Raw genomic sequence first — 16,298 nt, forward strand, 5'->3', positions numbered from 1 at the left:
TATGGGCGACTCAACGCAGCAACTGGAAGTGTGGTGCGCGGGCGAAGACTGGTGTCCGATTACGTCAACTGCGACGCTAATCGGAAAGAAGTGGCACACTGTGGTCGTTCATCGGCTGCTCGAAAACGGTCCGCTCGGGTTCAATGCACTCAAAGAAGAAGTCGGAGGGATATCCAGTAAGGTGCTCTCGGACGTCCTCGAGGATCTCGAACAAAAGCAACTGGTCAACAGGGAGATCGTCAACGAAAAACCGGTCCGGGTCGAGTACTCGTTGACGGAGCTGGGCGAATCGCTCGAGCCAGTGATCAGGGAAATGGCAGAATGGGGAAAAGAGCACTTGACGACTGCACCGGACGAAAACAGTTCAGTCGCATAGGTCATCGAAATGTGATGGGCTCAAACGACGTTGATACGGTATCGTAGAGAGAATGGGGTCTCGAAACCACTGAGCCCCACTCTCAAGTATGAGCACGTGGTCGGCGGAGGTAGTGGAACGACGTAATATCCTTCGAATGCTGCTGCTGGCCGTCTTAGTCGTATCTGGCGGGTATCTTGCGATTGCGTGGGTCAACGCACCGACTAACGCGACCGCTGCCGCGGCGAATCAGACGCAGTTACCGCTCGAGGATCGGACGCCGGTCGTCGAGGACCGTGGTGGGGCGACCGTCATTACGACCGATCCGCCGGCGGGAAGCGACGGCCTCGGGGCTATCGTCGCGTTCAGTGCCGACGGACGGCCGCTCTACCACAACGATACGTACGGGAACTACTTCGATGTCGATCCCGATCCACCCGGCTCGAAGACCGTTCTGTACGTCGCGGGAAGCCGGTACGACTCGTGTCCAGACAGGCTCCAAGCAGAGAGAGACAGCGCCGGTGACGACGGCTGTGCTGAAGTCGCGGTCGAACGCGTCAACCTCACGACGGGGACGACCGAGCGGCTACACACTGCCGTCACCGGCTGGGACATCTGGCACGACGTCGACCGGATCGACGACCACCGACTCCTCGTGGCCGACATCGCTCGAGATCGCGTGTTCACGCTGAACACCACCACCGACGAGGTAACCTGGGAGTGGCGCGCCGAGGAAGACCTCGATCCGGACAGCGGCGGACAGCCCGGCGATTGGACCCACGTCAACGACGTCGAACTGCTCGAGGACGGTCGGGTGATGGTGAGTCTCCGGAATCAGGACCGAGTCGCCTTTCTCGAACCGGGTGACGGACTCCAGCGTGACTGGACGCTCGGTGCCGAGGACGCGTACGGGATCCTCTACGAGCAGCACAATCCGGACTACATCCCGTCCGCCCGCGGCGGCCCGGCGGTGATCGTCTCCGATTCGGAGAACAATCGCGTCGTCGAGTATCAGCGCCAAAATGAAACGTGGATGCGAACCTGGGAGTGGCAAGACGAGCGACTGCAGTGGCCACGCGACGCCGACCGACTCCCCGGTAGCCATACGCTCGTGACGGATTCCAAGGGTGATCGGGTGCTCGAACTCTCGGAAACCGGTGACGTCGTCTGGAGCGTGGATATCGCGACACCCTACGAAGCGGAGCGTCTCGGAACCGGCGATGAGAGTACAACCGGGCGGAGTACGGCTGCGCTTGCGAACGGGTCCGTCGACGCAACGGCCGCTGAAACGGATCGAACCTCGAAGACCGGACTTTCCTGGCTCGTCGCCTTCATCACCGGCCCGGTAGTCAACGGCGTCCTTCATGCAGCCCCGACGTGGATGACGATTGGAGATCTGCTGGTCGCCGGAGTATTCGGTATCACAGCCGTGACGGGCGGCATCGCAGAGGTATACTGGTCGGGAGTCGGCCGACGACTACTGGAACGGTTGCGATGAAAGACGAAATTTCACTCGTGGTCAACCCCTCGTAACGGATCGCCGGGCGAATCGGATCTCGTACCGGCTTCGATATCGAAAGTCATAGCTCGAGCGCGGCAGAATCTCGGGCGATGTCGTGGCTCATCCTGTTCATCGCTGGCCTCTTCGAAATCGCGTGGGCGATCGGGCTCGCCTACTCTGATGGCCTCTCGAAGCCGCTGCCGACGGTTGGGACGGGTATCGCGCTCGTCATCAGTATGGTGTTGCTCGCGAAAGCGGTCCAAGACCTCCCGATCGGGACCGCCTACGCCGTCTGGACGGGGATCGGTGCCGTGGGAACCGCAACGCTCGGGATCCTGCTCTTCGACGAGCCGGCGACGGCCGCGCGCCTCCTCTTTATTTCCGTGATCGTCGTCGGAATCGTCGGCCTCAACCTCGTTTCCGGCGGCCATTAGCGGTGTATTCGGTTCTCGGCTGTGAGAACCGACTGGCGCCGTCGTTGATCACTCACACCGCTCGACGGCAGCCCCGTGCTCGAGCAATACCCAGCCGGAACCGCCGTATCTGAAAGCGTCCCGTAGGCATATGTAGCGAGTCAGTGTAGTCCGACGAGAATTATGTCAGACGCAGCTGACGGGCTGTTTCATCAGTCGACCGACCTCGAGGCCGAGTCGCCGACGCTGATCGAAGGGTTGCCGGGCCACGGACTGGTCGCGTCGATCGCCGTCGATCAGCTCACCGACCAGCTCGGGCTCGAGGAGTACGGCTCGATCCGATCCGACGCCTTTCCGCCCGTCGCCTCGTTCACGGACGGGCTCGTGCAGGATACGGTCCGCGTCTACGGCGGCACGGAGCCGGAGATCATGACGCTCCAGAGCGACGTTCCGATCCCGGAAGACGCGTTCGACGACTTGAGTCAGTGTGTCCTGGAGGAACTGGTCGACGATTTCAGCCGAGCCATTTTCCTCGCCGGGGCGCCGGCCCAGTCCGAGGACCAGCAGGGCGAAGTCGTCGGCGTCGCGACGACCGAGGAACTGAAGACGGAACTCGAGGATGCTGGAATCGATCTGGCGGAGGACTCCGGTGCCGTAAGCGGTGTGACCGGGGCACTCATCAACGCGTGCTATCAGGCCGACGTACCGGCAGCGCTGCTGCTCGTCCGTGCGGATCCTCGGCTCCCGGATCCGGCCGCGGCGCGGTCCGTCATCGAGACGGCGCTCGAGCCCCTCGTCGAGTTCGACATCGATACGACCGAACTTCGCGAGCAGGCGGAGGAGATTCAACGCCAGAAACAGCAGGTTGCACAGCAGTTACAGCAGGCACAGGGCCAACAGGACGAACCGATTCGAGGAATGTTTCGGTAGGACAGGCTCGACGGTCGCCAGTCGCAGACGACAGTCGACAGCCGACGGCCGACAGTTGAACAAGGGAGTCGGCTCGAGCGTGAGACACTGCTTCCGCAGACAGCGCGTCGTAGCCGGTCGGAGCTAGCTGGTACCTCGGACTCGAGGCAGACTCACACTTGGCTCGACAATCGGTAGTTCTCGGAGTGATATTAGGACGCCCCGCAGAGCTGTGTAAACAGAATCTGTATCTATAATACACGAAAAGCTTTTGATGATAGTAGATGACCCTCTCCACAGGATCTGTTACCATGTCCCGCAACGTTTTCGACGCGAGCGAATACGAACGCCGGGTCGATCGGACGAAAGAGCGGTTGCGCGAGGAGAACCTCGACGCGATCGTCGTCGCCGATCCGGCCAATATGAACTATCTCACGGGCTACGACGGCTGGTCGTTCTACGTTCACCAGGCGGTTATCGTGACGGCCGAGCGCGACGACCCCGTCTGGGTCGGCCGGGAGATGGACGCGAACGGTGCGCGGGCGACGACCGTCCTCCCGGAGGACAGCATCCGGTCGTACAGCGACGACCACGTCCACTCCCCGTACGACCTCCACCCGATGGATTACGTCGCGGGCGTCCTCGAGGAACTCGAGGTCGCGGACGGGCGGATCGGCCTCGAGATGGACGCGTCGTACTTCACCGCCAAGTCCTACACGCGACTGCAGGAGAACTTTCCGGAGGCGGACTTCGAGGACGCGACGCTGCTGGTCGGCTGGGTTCGGATCAAGAAATCCGAGCGGGAACTCGAGTACATGCGCGAGGCTGCACGGATCTCCGAGAACGCCATGCAGGCGGGCCTCGACGCGATCGAGGCCGGCGTGCCGGAGTACGAGGCGGCGGCCGCGATCTACGAGCAACTCGTCAGGGGGACCGAGGAGTACGGCGGCGACTACCCCTCGATCGTGCCGCTGATGCCCTCGGGCGATCACACGGGGACGCCGCACCTGACCTGGACCGACCGCGAGTTCGAGGACGGCGACCCGGTCATCATCGAACTCTCGGGCTGTCGGCACCGCTATCACTCGCCGCTGGCCCGGACGACCTTCGTCGGCGACCCGCCCGCGGAACTCGAGGAGACCGCGGACATCGTCGTCGAAGGGATCGAAGCCGCCCTCGACGCGGTCGAACCGGGCGTCACCTGCGAGGCCGTCGAGGCTGCCTGGCGCGAGACGATCGCCCAGTACGGCCTCGAGAAGGAGGATCGCATCGGCTACTCGATGGGGCTTGGCTACCCGCCGGACTGGGGCGAACACACCGCCAGTATTCGTCCGGGAGACGAGACCGAACTCGAGGAGAACATGACCTTTCACATGATCCCCGGCATCTGGACCGACGAGATCGGCATGGAGATCAGCGAGACGTTTCGCGTCACGGGTAGCGGCGCGGAGCCGCTGGCGGACTTCCCGCGACGGCTGTTCACGGCGTAACCGCACTACCCCGGCCCACCACCTGCTCACGACACCAGGGTCGAAGGCGCTAACGGCTCGACGACGTCCGTCCCGGCCTGGAGCGGTTGCACGACGCCGAATACGAGCTGTACGTCGTTTCGAACGGGAGCGAGGAGATGGTCGACCGCGGGGATCTCGACGACCTCCTCGAGGAGACGATCAGCGCCGACGAACTCTCCCAGTTCAAGCCGGGGTCGGAGCTGTATCGCCACGCCGCCGATCGAATCGGCACGCCCGTCGAGGAGATCGCGTTCGTCGCGGCGGGCTGGTGGGACGTGCCGGGCGGGATCAACGCCGGGATACAGGATGTCTGGGTCGACCGACAGGATACGCTGTGGGGACCCTACGAGACGGAACCCGACCTCACGATCGAGAGCTTCCACGAGCTCGCCGGCGAACTGGAGACCGAGTGATTTGCCGTTGGACACCGTACATGATTCGGGCAGCTCCCCGAGATACTGCATAGTGTGCGGCCACACTAGGTTTTTCAAATCGAATCCCGTACCGACGAGTATGAGCAGTGAACGGGTCGATGCCGAGAGCAAAGTTTCGGGAAATCAGGCGAACATTCCGTCCAGAATTCGTCGCGAACTCGATATCGACGACGGCGATCAGCTTCGCTGGCGCCTCGAGGACGACGGGAGCGTCCGCGTCGAGGTCGTCCGGCAGAAAAGCGGAACGTTCGCCGAGTTCGACGGCTACGACGGGACGGAAGCGACCGACGTGACGACCGACCACGACGCCTGGGGCGTCGACGGCGAGTAAATGCCTCGCGCACTCGTCGATACGTCGGTCCTCTTCGCAGCCGCCTACAGACGGGATAGCGCGCACGAGACTGCGCTTCCGGTGCTCCGCGGTATCGACGACGGATCCCTCCCGGAAGCGGTCGTCCTCGACTACGTACTCGCGGAAACGCTCAGCGGGCTCACGACGCACGCCGGACACGGTGCTGCCGTCGATCTGCTCGATCGCATCGAGGAAAACGCGCGCTTCCACATCGATTCGCTCTCTGCGGACGCCCTCGCGACGGGAAAAGCGCTGTTCCGGCAGCACGAACCCCTCTCGTTCGTCGACGCTTGCATCGTCGCGTACATGAAAACCGAAGGACTCGGTTACCTCTACGCTCTCGACGACGATTTCGACGTCGCTGACGACGTCTATCGACTCGAGACGGCGACGAACCCGTACGACCCGAGTTAATCCGGTACTCTCGAGCGGGACCATCCGACCCGTTCACGGTGAAGAAAACGAGACGCCGCCCGAGCGCCGCCCTCGAGACTTACTGCGAGAGCGCGGCCGCAACCGATTCGATCGGATGCGGCGGGTCGTCGCAACCGTCGTACGCCGATAGCTGGGTCCGGCAGGACGCGCCGGGCGCGACGACCCGGTCGCCGTCGCTCGCGGCGATCTGATCGAACAGGATCTCGCCGATAGCTCGACTGAGCGAGTAGTGTTCGGCCTCGTAGCCGAACGAGCCGGCCATCCCGCAACAGCCCGAATCGAGGGCGTCGACCTCGTAGCCGACCGCCTCGAGGACCGCCGCCGCGTGGCCGTCCTTCTTCGTGGCCTTCTGGTGGCAGTGGCCGTGGTAGGTCAGGGTCTCGGCCGGATCGGCGCGGTCCGTCGGCAACGCCGCGGCGAGGTCGAACCGGTCGAGGTACTCGCAGACGCCGTAGGTGTTCGCGGCGAGCCGTTCAACGTCGGGACCCGAGAGCAAGTCCAGGTAGTCCGACTGGAACATGACGGCGTCGGAGGGCTCGACGAGGACGACCTCCCAGCCGTCCTCAACGAACGGCGCCAGCACGTCGACGGTCGTCCGCGCCCGCTCGCGGGAGACGTCGAGGAGCCCTTTCGAGTGGGCCGGCCGGCCCGTCGACGAGACGCCGTCCGGAATCCGGACGTGGACGCCCGCCGTCTCGAGAACCTGAACGGCCGCTTTCCCGGCCCGCGGGTGGTTGTAGTTCGTGTACGTGTCGGGGAACAGTAGCACCTTCCGGTCGGCCTCCGCGAGGGGGACGCGAGGGCCGCGGTCGGCGAACCACGCCTCGAAGCTCTCGCTCGCGAAACTCGGCAGGTCGCGCTCGCGGGCGATCCCGAGGGTTTTCTCGGCGAGCAGGTCGGCGCCGGGAAGCGACGCGGCCAAGTTCGACAGCGGGGCGAGCGCGCTTCCGACCGCGTTCAGTCGGTCGACGTTCGCGAAGAGCCGATCGCGCAGACCCACACCGTGTTTCCGGTGGGCCGCGTGCTCGACTTCGGCCTTGAGCTTCGCCATATCGACCTCGCTCGGGCAGTCCCGCGCACAGCCCTTGCAGCCGATACAGAGATCCATCACCTCCGCCAGGAACTCCTCGTCGGTGGCGTCGGTCTCGAGGTCGCCGCTCATCGCGGCCCGCAGCATGTTCGCCCGGCCGCGCGTGCTGAGCCCCTCCTCCTCGGCCGCGCGGTAGGTCGGGCACATCACGCCGCCGGTGGTCTCCTGCTCGCCGCGACAGCCGGCGCAGCCGTGGCAGAGTTCGACCATGCCCTGAAAGCCGTTGTCGGTGTCCCACTCGAGGGTCGGCACGAGCGCCGGATCGAACTCGTAGTCGGGGTCGAACCGCAGGTGCTCGGTCATGTCGTGGTCGCCGCAGACGGTGCCCGGATTGAGCAGCCAGTCCGGGTCGAAGGCCGTCTTCAGCTCCCGGAACAGGCCCCAGACGTCGTCGCCGTAGAGCTTGCGGTTCCACTGGGTGCGCGCCCGGCCGTCACCGTGTTCACCAGACACCGACCCGCCGTAGCGGACGACGAGGTCGGTCACGTCGTCGGCGAGCGACTCGAAGTCCTCGAGGCCCGCGTCGGTTTTCGTGTTCACGAGCGGCCGCATGTGCATACAGCCCGGGCCGGCGTGGGCGTAGAAGCTCGCGAACGTGTCGTAGTCCTCGAGCACCGCGCGGAAGTCGGCGACGTAGTCCGCGAGGTGCTCGGTGGGAACGGCGGTGTCCTCGATGAAGGAGATGTGCTTCTCGTCCGACGTTCGCGAGAGGAGAATGGGCGCCGCGCTCTTGCGGAGCTTCCAGAGTTCGGCGATTCCCTCGGAGTCGTGGGCCTCGAGGGCGTCGAAGGCCCGGACCGGCGCTTCGCTGTCGGCGCCGCCGTCATCGAGATCCTGATCGGCGTCCCTGGGCAGCCGGTCGGCCAATAGGTCGGCGACTTGCTCGCGGCCGTGGTCGTCGTCTTCGGCGTAAAACTCGACGAGTAGCGCCGTCTCGGTACCCGCGGGAAGCCGTTCGACGAGGTCGGCGAACTCCTCCGTTCGCCGAGCGAGATCGATTAGGACGTCGTCGATCGCCTCGACGGCGGCCGGATCGTGATTTCGCACGATTGTGTCGACGTCGGCCATCGCCTCGAGCAGATCGCGGTAGGTCAACAGCGCCACCGACGTCGTCTCGGGGACGGACTCGAGCGAGACGGTCGCCTCCGTCACCACGCCGAGGGTGCCCTCGCTACCGGCGAAGACGCGGGCGAGGTTGACGGTGGCGTCGGGATCAGGGTCAGGGCCAAGAGCGGCCTCGGATTCGCCCTCGGCGTTCCCGATCTCGAGCGATCCCTCCCGGCGCTCGTCGAACGCATCGGGCTCGCCGTAGGCTTCGGCGACTAGCCGGTCGAGGTTGTACCCCGACACGTTGCGCTTTAGCTGCGGGAAGGCGTCGGCGATCGTACCGGCGTCCTCGTCGATCACGCGGACCAGCGCGGCGTAGATCCGCTCGAGGCGGTCGCCGTCCGGATCGGCCCGCTCGCGGAGTTCGCGGACCGTCACCTCGCCGAACCGTTCGACCGAGCCGTCGGCGAGGACGACCTCGCAGGCCTCGACGTAGGCGTCAGTTTTCCCGTACTGCAGCGAGTGGGCGCCCGTGGAGTTGTTCCCGATGGCACCGCCGACGGTGCTGCGGTTCCCGGCGGCGGGATCCGGCGCGAACTTCAGGCCGTGGGACTCGAGTTCGCCGTTGAGGTCGGCCAGCACCGCGCCCCCCTGAACGGTCGCTCGCCGGGTTTCGGGGTCGATCTCGAGGACGTCGCCCATGTGGGTCGTGAAATCGAGGACGACGGCCTCGTTGACCGCCTGGCCGGCGAGGCTGGTGCCGCCGCCGCGGGGGAGCACGGGAATCCCCTCGTCGGCGCAGTAGGCGACGACGCTCGCGACGTCGGCCGTCGACCGCGGGAAGACGACGCCGACGGGCATCTGCTCGTAGGCGCTGGCGTCGGTCGCGTACAGTTGTCGGGAGTAGTCGTCGAACCGCACCTCGCCGTCGATGCGCTCGCGCAGCGCCGCGACGAGGTCGGACTGGTCGACGTCGCCGCCGACGTAGTCGTAGTCGGCTCGCGGATCCGCGGCCGGATCGTCGGCGCGCGGATCGGCGGGCGGTCCGAGGGTCGTCTCGTCGAGCGTCGACGTCTGATCGCTGTGGTCGGTCGTCGACGAGCCGTCGACCCGATCGGTCGTCGAATCCGGGTGTTCCGTAGCCATCGTGACTCGTCACTCGTCAGTCGACTCCGGTCGGTAGACGACGTTCTCGAGCGCGTCCCCCTCGCCTTCGTCGCCCTCGTCGGCCTCGAGCGCGGCCACGTTGGTCGCGACGATGTCGGCCAGCCGGTCCCAGTGTTTCGGCGTGTGGCCGCCGGTGTGGGGCGTGAGCAGGCAGTTCTCGAGATCCCAGAGCTCGTGGTCGTTGGGCAGGGGTTCGGGATCGGTGACGTCCAGCGCGGCGCCGCGGATGCCGTTGTGCTGCAGCGCCGAGACCAGCGCGTCGGTGTCGACGAGGCCGCCGCGGGCCGCGTTGACGAGGACGGCGTTCGGCGGCAGCGTCGCGAGTTCGTCCTCGCCGACGAGCCCGCGGGTGAGATCGTTCAGCGGGCAGGCCAACACGACGTAGTCGCTGCGGGAGAACGCCGCGTGGATATCGGCGTCCTCGAAGCCGAGCACCTCGTCGGTCGGCCCGCCCTTCGAAGGCGTATAGCGGATGCCGATCGTCTCGACTTCGAACCCCTCGAGGCGCTTGACGACCTCCTGGCCGATAGAGCCGAGACCGACGATCGTGACCGTGCTGTCGGTGAACTCGTGCGACTGGAAGTGGCGCCACTCGCCGTTTCGCTTGCGGCGCCACCCCTCGTGGAGATTGCGAGCGAAGACGAGCATGTTGGCGATCGTCTGCTCGGCGATGCCGGGTGCGTGGATCCCGCCCGCGTTCGTCACGGCGACCCCGCGCTCGGCCAGCGCGTCCATCGGGACGTGGTCGGTGCCGGCGAACGTGCAGGCGAACAGTTCGAGCCGATCGGCCGCCTCGAGCAGCGACTCGTCGATCGTAATGCCGGTTACCACCTGCGCCTGCGGGACGAGTTCGCGCTCCGCCGTCGGCGTCCGTGCGAGCGCGACGGTGTGCTCGGGCAATCGTTCGCGGAGCGTCTCGGCGTACGATTCCATCGACAGTCCTTCCGTCCCCTCTCGTAGAACGACGATGTCCGGGTTCGTGCTCATTGGTGAACAGCGTCGAAGCGACGCGTTACCCTACGGTTGTCACCAGTTCTCTTATCCTTTTTGTGTATCTGGCGTTAACACTGATTGTGTATAATTAAGTCACTGGGCCGCGTCAGCGTCTCGCATGAACGAGCCGATACGGGACCGCCTCGTCTCCCTCAGACGGAGCCTGCACCGCCACCCCGAGCCCGCGTGGCGCGAGTTCTACACGACCGCACGACTCGTCGAGGAGATCCGAGCGATCGGCGTCGACGAGTTGGCCGTCGGCCCCGACGCGTACGATCCCGCGGATCGGATGGCCGTCCCCGACGACGAGGAAATCCAGCCGTGGATCGAACGCGCCCGCGAGCGCGGCGCGGACGAGGTCCTCTTGGAGCGGATGACCGGCGGCAACACCGGGGCCGTCGCCGTTCTCGAGACGGGCGAGGGTCCCGCGATCGGGCTACGGGTCGACATCGACGGCCTGTTCATCGAGGAGTCGACCGACGACGAGCACGATCCGGCCGCGGAGGGCTTTCGATCGGCGATCGACGGCACGATGCACGCCTGCGGCCACGACGTCCACATGACGTGGGGGCTGGCCGTCCTCGAGGCGATCGCCGAGAGCGACTTTTCCGGACGGCTGGTCGTCTTCTTCCAGCCGGCCGAAGAGACAAGCGGCGGCGGCTGTCCCATGGCCGAAAGCGAGTTCGCGGACGGGTTAGACTACCTGCTGGCCGTCCACGTCGGCCTCGACCACCCGACCGGCGAGGTCGTGGCGGGAATCGAGAAACCCCTGGCGATGTGCCACGTCGATCTGACCATCGAGGGGACCTCCGCACACGCGGGGAAGGCGCCCAACGAGGGCGACAACGCGATGCACGCCATGGGAACGGCGATCGAGAACGCCTACGGGATCCCCCGCCACAGCGACGGCATGACCCGCGTGAACATCGGTCGGGCGGAGGCCGGCACGACGAGCAACGTCATCGCCGAACGCGCTCACATGGAGGCCGAAGCGCGCGGCGAGACGACCGAGCTGATGGAGTACGTGAAGGACCGTCTCGAGCGGACAGTAACAAACGCGGCTCGAATGCACGGCTGTCGGGCCGAGTTCGACGTCGTCAGCGAGTCGCCGCGAGCCGACAGCGACCCGGAACTGCAGACGCTGGTCGGCGAGGTCGCCCGCGAGGTTCGGGGGGTCGATCACGTACTCGAGGCCGCCGACTTCGGCGCCAGCGAGGACGCTACCTTCCTGATGGACCGCGTCCAGCGCGACGGCGGGCTGGCGACGTACCTCATCGTCGGGACCGACCACCCCACGAGCCACCACACGCCGACGTTCGACGTCGACGAACGCAGCCTCGAGCACGGTGTCGACGTTCTGCTCGGGGCGATCCGGGAACTCGAGCGACGGCACCCCGTTTCGCGGGTCGACCGCGGGGGAGAGGGTGCGAGCGAGGTCGTAGAATGAGCAGGGACCGCGCCGCCGAATCGGTCGTCTCCCTCGCAGACGTCGAAGACGCTCGCGATCGCATCGCCGACGTTGTCCACCGCACGCCGCTGGACACGTCTCGGACCTTCGCCGAACTGAGCGGCGCGGCCGCCGTGGGGTTAAAGCTCGAGAACGTCCAGCGGACGGGCTCGTTCAAGATCCGCGGCGCGTACAACAAGATGAGGCAGTTCTCGGCGGCCGAGCGCGAGGCGGGCGTCATCTCCTCGAGCGCGGGCAATCACGCCCAGGGCGTGGCGCTGGCCGGTCAGTTGCTCGACATCGACACGACGATCGTCGTCCCCGAGGTGACCCCGGCGGCGAAGATAGAGGCGACTCGCGGTTACGGCGCCGAGGTGATCGTCGAGGGCGACATCTACGAACGATCCTACGAGTACGCCGTAGAGCGGGCCGACGAGACCGGCGAAACCTTCGTCCACCCCTTCGACGACGAGGCGATCGTCGCCGGCCAGGGGACGATCGGCCTCGAACTGCTCGAGCAATACCCCGCGATCGACACCGTCCTCGTCGCGATCGGCGGCGGCGGGCTGATCTCGGGGATCGGAACGGTGCTGAAGGCCCGCGACCCCGAGATCCGCGTGATCGGCGTCCAGCCCGAGGGGGCCGCCCACGCGAAGCCGTCGCTCGAGGCCGACGAGATCCGCGAACTCGAGGCCGTCGACACCGTCGCGGAGGGCATCGCCGACACGCGGATGCTCGAGACCACGTTCGAAATCGCCCGCGAGGTCGTCGACGACGTCGTCACCGTCAGCGATACGGAGATCGCGACGGCCGTGACGCTCCTGGCGGAGCGCGCGAAGACGGTTGCCGAGAGCGCCGGAGCGACACCGCTGGCTGCCGCGCTGTCGGACGAGGCGGACCTCGATCTCGAGGGCGAACACGTCGGGGTCGTAATCTCCGGCGGCAACGTCGACCTCACCGAGCACGCCGAACTGACCCGTACCGGATTGCACGAACTCGAGCGCTACGCCGAGGCCAGACTGGCCGTGGCGGGCTGGCCGACGACCGTGGGCGACGTCGCCGAGACCGTCGAATCGGCGGGCGCCGAACTGGACGTCCTCGAGCGCGCCCGGCGAACGTCGGTCGACGAGCCGAATCGGGTGCCGGTCACCGTCGGCCTCGCGGGTAGCGGTCCCGACCATCTCGAGGGCGTGCTCGAGGCACTGGATGGACTCGAGGGCGTATCGGTGCTCGAGCGCTCGCTCACGTAGTCGAGCGGGGCGGAATCGAACAGAAACGGAAACGAAAACCGAAATCCACGTCAGTCGGCCACCGTCGCGCTCGGGCCGACGGCCTCGATCGCATCGCAGAAGAGCCCGACCCCCAGCTCGATCTCGCGCTCAGTCGAGTCCAGCGGCGGGAGCAGCCGAATCGTCTTCTTCCCGCAGCCCAGCGTCAGGAGCCCGCGCTCGAGCGCGGCCGTCACGACCGCATTTCGGCGCTCTGCGGTGTCGAACTCGACGGCCAACATCAGCCCCTTCCCGCGGATGTCTGCAACGTAGTCCGGCGCGTCGTCTCGAAGCAATTCTTTGGCCTGCCGACCGCGTTCGGTCGCATTGTCGAGGAGGTCGTACTCCTGAATGGCCTCGAGCGTGAACGTCCCCATCATCGCGCCGAGGATATCGCCGCCGCCGAACGTCGAGCCGAGCCGGTTCTTCTCGTCGGGGAAGATTTCCGACCGAGAAATCGTCGCGCCGACGCGCAGCGCCTTCGCGCTCGCGATGACGTCGGGTTCGATCGGGTAGTGATCCGAAGCCCAGATCTCGCCGGTACGGCCGATTCCCGACTGGATCTCGTCGACGACCAGCGGAATGTCGTACTCGTCGGTGACGGCCGCGACCTCCCGCATGAACGCCTCGCTGGGAAACCGGTAGCCGCCGACGCCCTGAATCGGCTCGAGGGTGAGGAACGTGATCTCGTCGGGATCGATGTGGCCGCCCTCGGGTGCGAGCATGCTGCGCAGTTGCGAGTCGCCGCCGGCGAAGAAGCCGCAGTCGCAGGTGTCGGCGTCGCAGCCCCGGTCCGCACAGAACGGCACCGTTTCGATACCGCTGAGTTGCGGATAGCGGCGCGTGTAGACGTCCTTGGATTTCGTGATCGAGAGCGTGCCGAGGGTCCGGCCGTGGAAGCTCCCGGAAAAGGTGACGCCGTACGTCGAGGGCGCGCGGTAGTCGTGGGTGATCTTCATCGCGTTCTCCATCGCCTCCGCGCCGGAGTTCGAGAGGAAGACCGTGTCCATCCCGTACTGGCTCGAGACCTCGGTGAGTTCGTCCATGAGGTGGCTCGAGCCCGGAACCGAGGACGCCTCGGGGGTGGGGCCGGCGCCGAAGTACATGTCCTGGCCGGCGATCTTCATCGGCTCGACGAGGTCGAACGCCTCGAACTTGTCGGTGAGCTTCGGGTTGTTGTAGCCGAGCGGCGCCGCGCCGATGTGACAGGTGAAATCCAACAGGACGTTCCCGTCGACGTCGGTGACGAACGGCCCGTCGGCCTCCCGGGTGATGTCCCAGACGAACTCGTGGGAGTACTCGCTGGGCGCCGAGTTCGACTGGTGGAACTCGACCCACCGCTTCGCGTTGGGACCCGGGAAGGCGTCCACGTCCGGTTCGGCTGCGTCCCTATCCATACACAGATTATGTATACACCATACATTAAAACTTGTTATAGATTGGCGAGGGTATCAGTCGAAAACGGCAGCGACGGGGTGGTGCCGCCAGCGAGCAAAAACGGATGCCAGCCAACGAGGTGGAGGGCTGGGACGGCTCAGTCGTCGTCCGATTCGACGGGACCGCCGGGTCCGGTCGGCGGGGATTCGGCGTCGCTCGTTCTGCTCGAGCCGATGAGGACGGTCTCGTCCTGCAGGAGCACGCGGCCGTACGACGAGCCGAAGTCCTTGATGAGCGCGAGCATCGCGGCGAAGCAGACGAACGCGAACGGCGTCCCGGTGATGATCGCCGCCTGCTGGAGCGTGTTCGCGCTGCCGGTCCCGCCGAGGATCATCAGGATCGCCGCGGTCATCCCGAGGACGACGCCCCAGAAGATCCGGTTGATGTTCGACGGGCGCGCCTTCCCGCCGGTCGTCATCATCGAGACGGCCAGCGTCGAGGAGTCCGCCGACGTGATGAAGAACGTCGTCACGAGGAGCAGGAACACGTACACGAGGACGCCCCCGACCGGAAGGGAGTACGTCCCGAGACCGATCGCGCTCAAGTCCATCGTGAACCGGAGGGCCTCGAAGAGGATGAACCCGGAAACCTCCGCACCGGCTTCGCCGGAGATCACCGCACCGAAGTCCGCGATGCCGTTGTGTTCGGCCCACACGGCCGTGCCGCCGACGAACGTGAACCACGGAATGGTGGCCGCGGAGGTCGCGATGATGCCGGTGAAGGCGACCTCGCGAACGGTGCGGCCCTTGGAGATGCGGGCGATGAACAGGCCCGCGAACGGCGACCACGAGAGCGCCCACGCCCAGTAGAAGACGGTCCAGGCGTTCATCCACTCGGTGGCTGCCGGGTCACCCGCGCCCATCGGTCCGGCGCCGGTAAAGAGGCTCATCGAGACGAAGTCCGAGAGCATGCCGCCGAGGGCCTGCGTCCCGATCAACACCAGGAACAGCGTCGGTCCGACGACGAACGTCGCGAACATGAGGAGGACGAACGCCACCATGTTGAAGTTCGAGAGTCGACGGATCCCCTTGTCGACTCCCAGTACCATCGAGGTCGTAAACAGCAGCGTCATCATCGTCACGACCGCGAGGATGCCGATATTGCCCATGCTGATCCCCCACTGGTAGTCCAGGCCGGTGACGAACTGGCTCCCGATGAAGCCCAGCGAGGTGGCCACGCCGCCGATCGTCGCGAAGACGGCGAGAATGTCGATGATCTTCGCCGCCGGGCCGTCGAGGTTCTCCTTCCCGAGAATCGGCGTCAGCGCCGAGGACACCCGCAGCGGGACCGACTCGTAGTTGTACGCGAAGTAGCCGATCGCGATCCCCATGATCGTAAACACCGCCAGTTGCGGGAGCGCCCAGTGGAACAGCGTCTGCTGGATGGCTATCGGCATCGCTTCGGCGGTGCCACCCTCCACGCCGCCGAACAGCGGCGAGGGGCTGTCGTAATAGAACAGCGCCTCGGTCGGCCCCCAGAACACGACGCCCGCCGCGAACCCCGCCGAGTACAGCATCGCGAAGAACGACAGGAAGCTGTACTCCGGCGACTCGTCGCCGAGCCTGATCGATCCCCACGGGCCGACGATCAGGAACAGCAGGAAGACGACGATCAGGAACACGATCAGCAGCAGCGCCCAGTTGAACGCGCCGAGCATCTGATTGTTCAGCGACTCGATTCCGCTCTCGACCGTATCAGGACTGACGAAGAACGCCCCGATCACGCCGAGGGTCAACAGCGCGCCGAACGCGAAGACGATCGGATCGATCTCCTCGAAGAACGTATCGATCGCCCCCTTTTCGGCGTCGCTCATCCGGTATCACCCCGACTCGAGCGACCGCTCGCCGGTTGGCCGTGCCTCCACCTACCGTTTGCCATGATTGGCGATGGCATACCACATCCATTTACGCCGTATACAATAAGCGTTTCTCACTCTCGA

Annotated in this window: 13 protein-coding genes and 1 pseudogene; 10 read left to right on the forward strand and 4 right to left on the reverse strand. The window is 65.8% G+C overall.

The annotated features are described in order from the left end of the window. The first annotated feature begins 1 nt into the window (after position 1). The 8 genes and pseudogenes from ATJ93_RS19120 (at position 2) to ATJ93_RS19155 (ending at position 5,889) form a co-directional block, all read left to right on the forward strand. Entirely contained in the window at positions 2–376 is a 375-nt protein-coding gene (locus ATJ93_RS19120; protein WP_120246253.1) for a winged helix-turn-helix transcriptional regulator, read from the forward strand. A gap of 112 nt (positions 377–488) precedes the next feature. Next, on the forward strand, positions 489–1,853 hold the full coding sequence (locus ATJ93_RS19125) for an aryl-sulfate sulfotransferase (RefSeq protein ID WP_120246507.1): 1,365 nt from the start codon (positions 489–491) through the stop codon (positions 1,851–1,853). 113 nt (positions 1,854–1,966) lie between these two features. Beyond that, a complete protein-coding gene (locus tag ATJ93_RS19130) occupies positions 1,967–2,290 on the forward strand; it encodes a DMT family transporter (RefSeq protein ID WP_120246254.1) in 324 nt (107 codons plus the stop codon). Positions 2,291–2,452: 162 nt separating this feature from the next. Beyond that, a complete protein-coding gene (locus tag ATJ93_RS19135; protein ID WP_120246255.1) occupies positions 2,453–3,199 on the forward strand; it encodes a proteasome assembly chaperone family protein in 747 nt (248 codons plus the stop codon). 290 nt (positions 3,200–3,489) lie between these two features. Further along, positions 3,490–4,668 carry a M24 family metallopeptidase gene (locus tag ATJ93_RS19140; protein ID WP_120246256.1) on the forward strand — a complete coding sequence of 393 codons (1,179 nt, stop codon included), beginning with the start codon at positions 3,490–3,492 and terminating at the stop codon, positions 4,666–4,668. A 59-nt stretch (positions 4,669–4,727) separates the two neighbouring features. Continuing rightward, positions 4,728–5,102: pseudogene (locus tag ATJ93_RS19145) on the forward strand (HAD family hydrolase); the annotation flags it as partial. 100 nt (positions 5,103–5,202) lie between these two features. Then, positions 5,203–5,454 (forward strand): AbrB/MazE/SpoVT family DNA-binding domain-containing protein, encoded by a 252-nt coding sequence (locus ATJ93_RS19150; RefSeq protein WP_120246257.1) that lies wholly within the window; start codon positions 5,203–5,205, stop codon positions 5,452–5,454. Further along, positions 5,455–5,889, forward strand: a complete 435-nt coding sequence (locus ATJ93_RS19155; RefSeq protein ID WP_120246258.1) for a PIN domain-containing protein — start codon at positions 5,455–5,457, stop codon at positions 5,887–5,889. Between the two features lie 79 nt (positions 5,890–5,968). Here the strand turns inward: ATJ93_RS19155 and ATJ93_RS19160 are convergent, their stop codons facing one another. Continuing rightward, positions 5,969–9,193 (reverse strand): FAD-binding and (Fe-S)-binding domain-containing protein, encoded by a 3,225-nt coding sequence (locus ATJ93_RS19160; RefSeq protein WP_120246259.1) that lies wholly within the window; start codon positions 9,191–9,193, stop codon positions 5,969–5,971. 9 nt (positions 9,194–9,202) lie between these two features. Then, positions 9,203–10,201 (reverse strand): NAD(P)-dependent oxidoreductase, encoded by a 999-nt coding sequence (locus tag ATJ93_RS19165; RefSeq protein ID WP_120246260.1) that lies wholly within the window; start codon positions 10,199–10,201, stop codon positions 9,203–9,205. Positions 10,202–10,325: 124 nt separating this feature from the next. Between ATJ93_RS19165 and ATJ93_RS19170 the strand changes: the two genes are divergently transcribed. After that, positions 10,326–11,654: an amidohydrolase gene (locus ATJ93_RS19170; RefSeq protein ID WP_120246261.1), complete on the forward strand. Its 1,329-nt coding sequence runs from the start codon at positions 10,326–10,328 to the stop codon at positions 11,652–11,654. Continuing rightward, positions 11,651–12,904: a threonine ammonia-lyase gene (gene ilvA / locus ATJ93_RS19175; RefSeq protein WP_120246262.1), complete on the forward strand. Its 1,254-nt coding sequence runs from the start codon at positions 11,651–11,653 to the stop codon at positions 12,902–12,904. The genes ATJ93_RS19170 and ilvA overlap by 4 nt, the downstream gene beginning before the upstream one ends. 50 nt (positions 12,905–12,954) lie before the next feature. On the opposite strand, the gene ATJ93_RS19180 is transcribed toward ilvA, so the two are convergent. Together ATJ93_RS19180 and ATJ93_RS19185 are read right to left on the reverse strand one after the other, a co-directional pair. Beyond that, entirely contained in the window at positions 12,955–14,319 is a 1,365-nt protein-coding gene (locus tag ATJ93_RS19180; RefSeq protein WP_120246263.1) for a class-III pyridoxal-phosphate-dependent aminotransferase, read from the reverse strand. A 137-nt stretch (positions 14,320–14,456) separates the two neighbouring features. Beyond that, the gene (locus ATJ93_RS19185) at positions 14,457–16,172 is read right to left on the reverse strand and encodes a BCCT family transporter (protein WP_120246264.1); all 1,716 of its coding nucleotides are present in this window, start codon (positions 16,170–16,172) and stop codon (positions 14,457–14,459) included. Between the last annotated feature and the right edge of the window lie 126 nt (positions 16,173–16,298).

This window comes from Halopiger aswanensis, from assembly GCF_003610195.1.
GTDB classification, from domain to species: Archaea; Halobacteriota; Halobacteria; order Halobacteriales; family Natrialbaceae; genus Halopiger; species Halopiger aswanensis.

Bases quoted from the DNA above. Each gene is read 5' to 3' on its own strand.
- ATJ93_RS19120 (WP_120246253.1), top strand. From the start codon at position 2: ATGGGCGACTCAACGCAGCAACTGGAAGTGTGGTGCGCGGGCGAAGAC.
- ATJ93_RS19130 (WP_120246254.1), top strand. From the start codon at position 1,967: ATGTCGTGGCTCATCCTGTTCATCGCTGGCCTCTTCGAAATCGCGTGG.
- ATJ93_RS19135 (WP_120246255.1), top strand. From the start codon at position 2,453: ATGTCAGACGCAGCTGACGGGCTGTTTCATCAGTCGACCGACCTCGAG.
- ATJ93_RS19140 (WP_120246256.1), top strand. From the start codon at position 3,490: ATGTCCCGCAACGTTTTCGACGCGAGCGAATACGAACGCCGGGTCGAT.
- ATJ93_RS19150 (WP_120246257.1), top strand. From the start codon at position 5,203: ATGAGCAGTGAACGGGTCGATGCCGAGAGCAAAGTTTCGGGAAATCAG.
- ATJ93_RS19155 (WP_120246258.1), top strand. From the start codon at position 5,455: ATGCCTCGCGCACTCGTCGATACGTCGGTCCTCTTCGCAGCCGCCTAC.
- ATJ93_RS19160 (WP_120246259.1), bottom strand. From the start codon at position 9,193: ATGGCTACGGAACACCCGGATTCGACGACCGATCGGGTCGACGGCTCG.
- ATJ93_RS19165 (WP_120246260.1), bottom strand. From the start codon at position 10,201: ATGAGCACGAACCCGGACATCGTCGTTCTACGAGAGGGGACGGAAGGA.
- ATJ93_RS19170 (WP_120246261.1), top strand. From the start codon at position 10,326: ATGAACGAGCCGATACGGGACCGCCTCGTCTCCCTCAGACGGAGCCTG.
- ilvA (WP_120246262.1), top strand. From the start codon at position 11,651: ATGAGCAGGGACCGCGCCGCCGAATCGGTCGTCTCCCTCGCAGACGTC.
- ATJ93_RS19180 (WP_120246263.1), bottom strand. From the start codon at position 14,319: ATGGATAGGGACGCAGCCGAACCGGACGTGGACGCCTTCCCGGGTCCC.
- ATJ93_RS19185 (WP_120246264.1), bottom strand. From the start codon at position 16,172: ATGAGCGACGCCGAAAAGGGGGCGATCGATACGTTCTTCGAGGAGATC.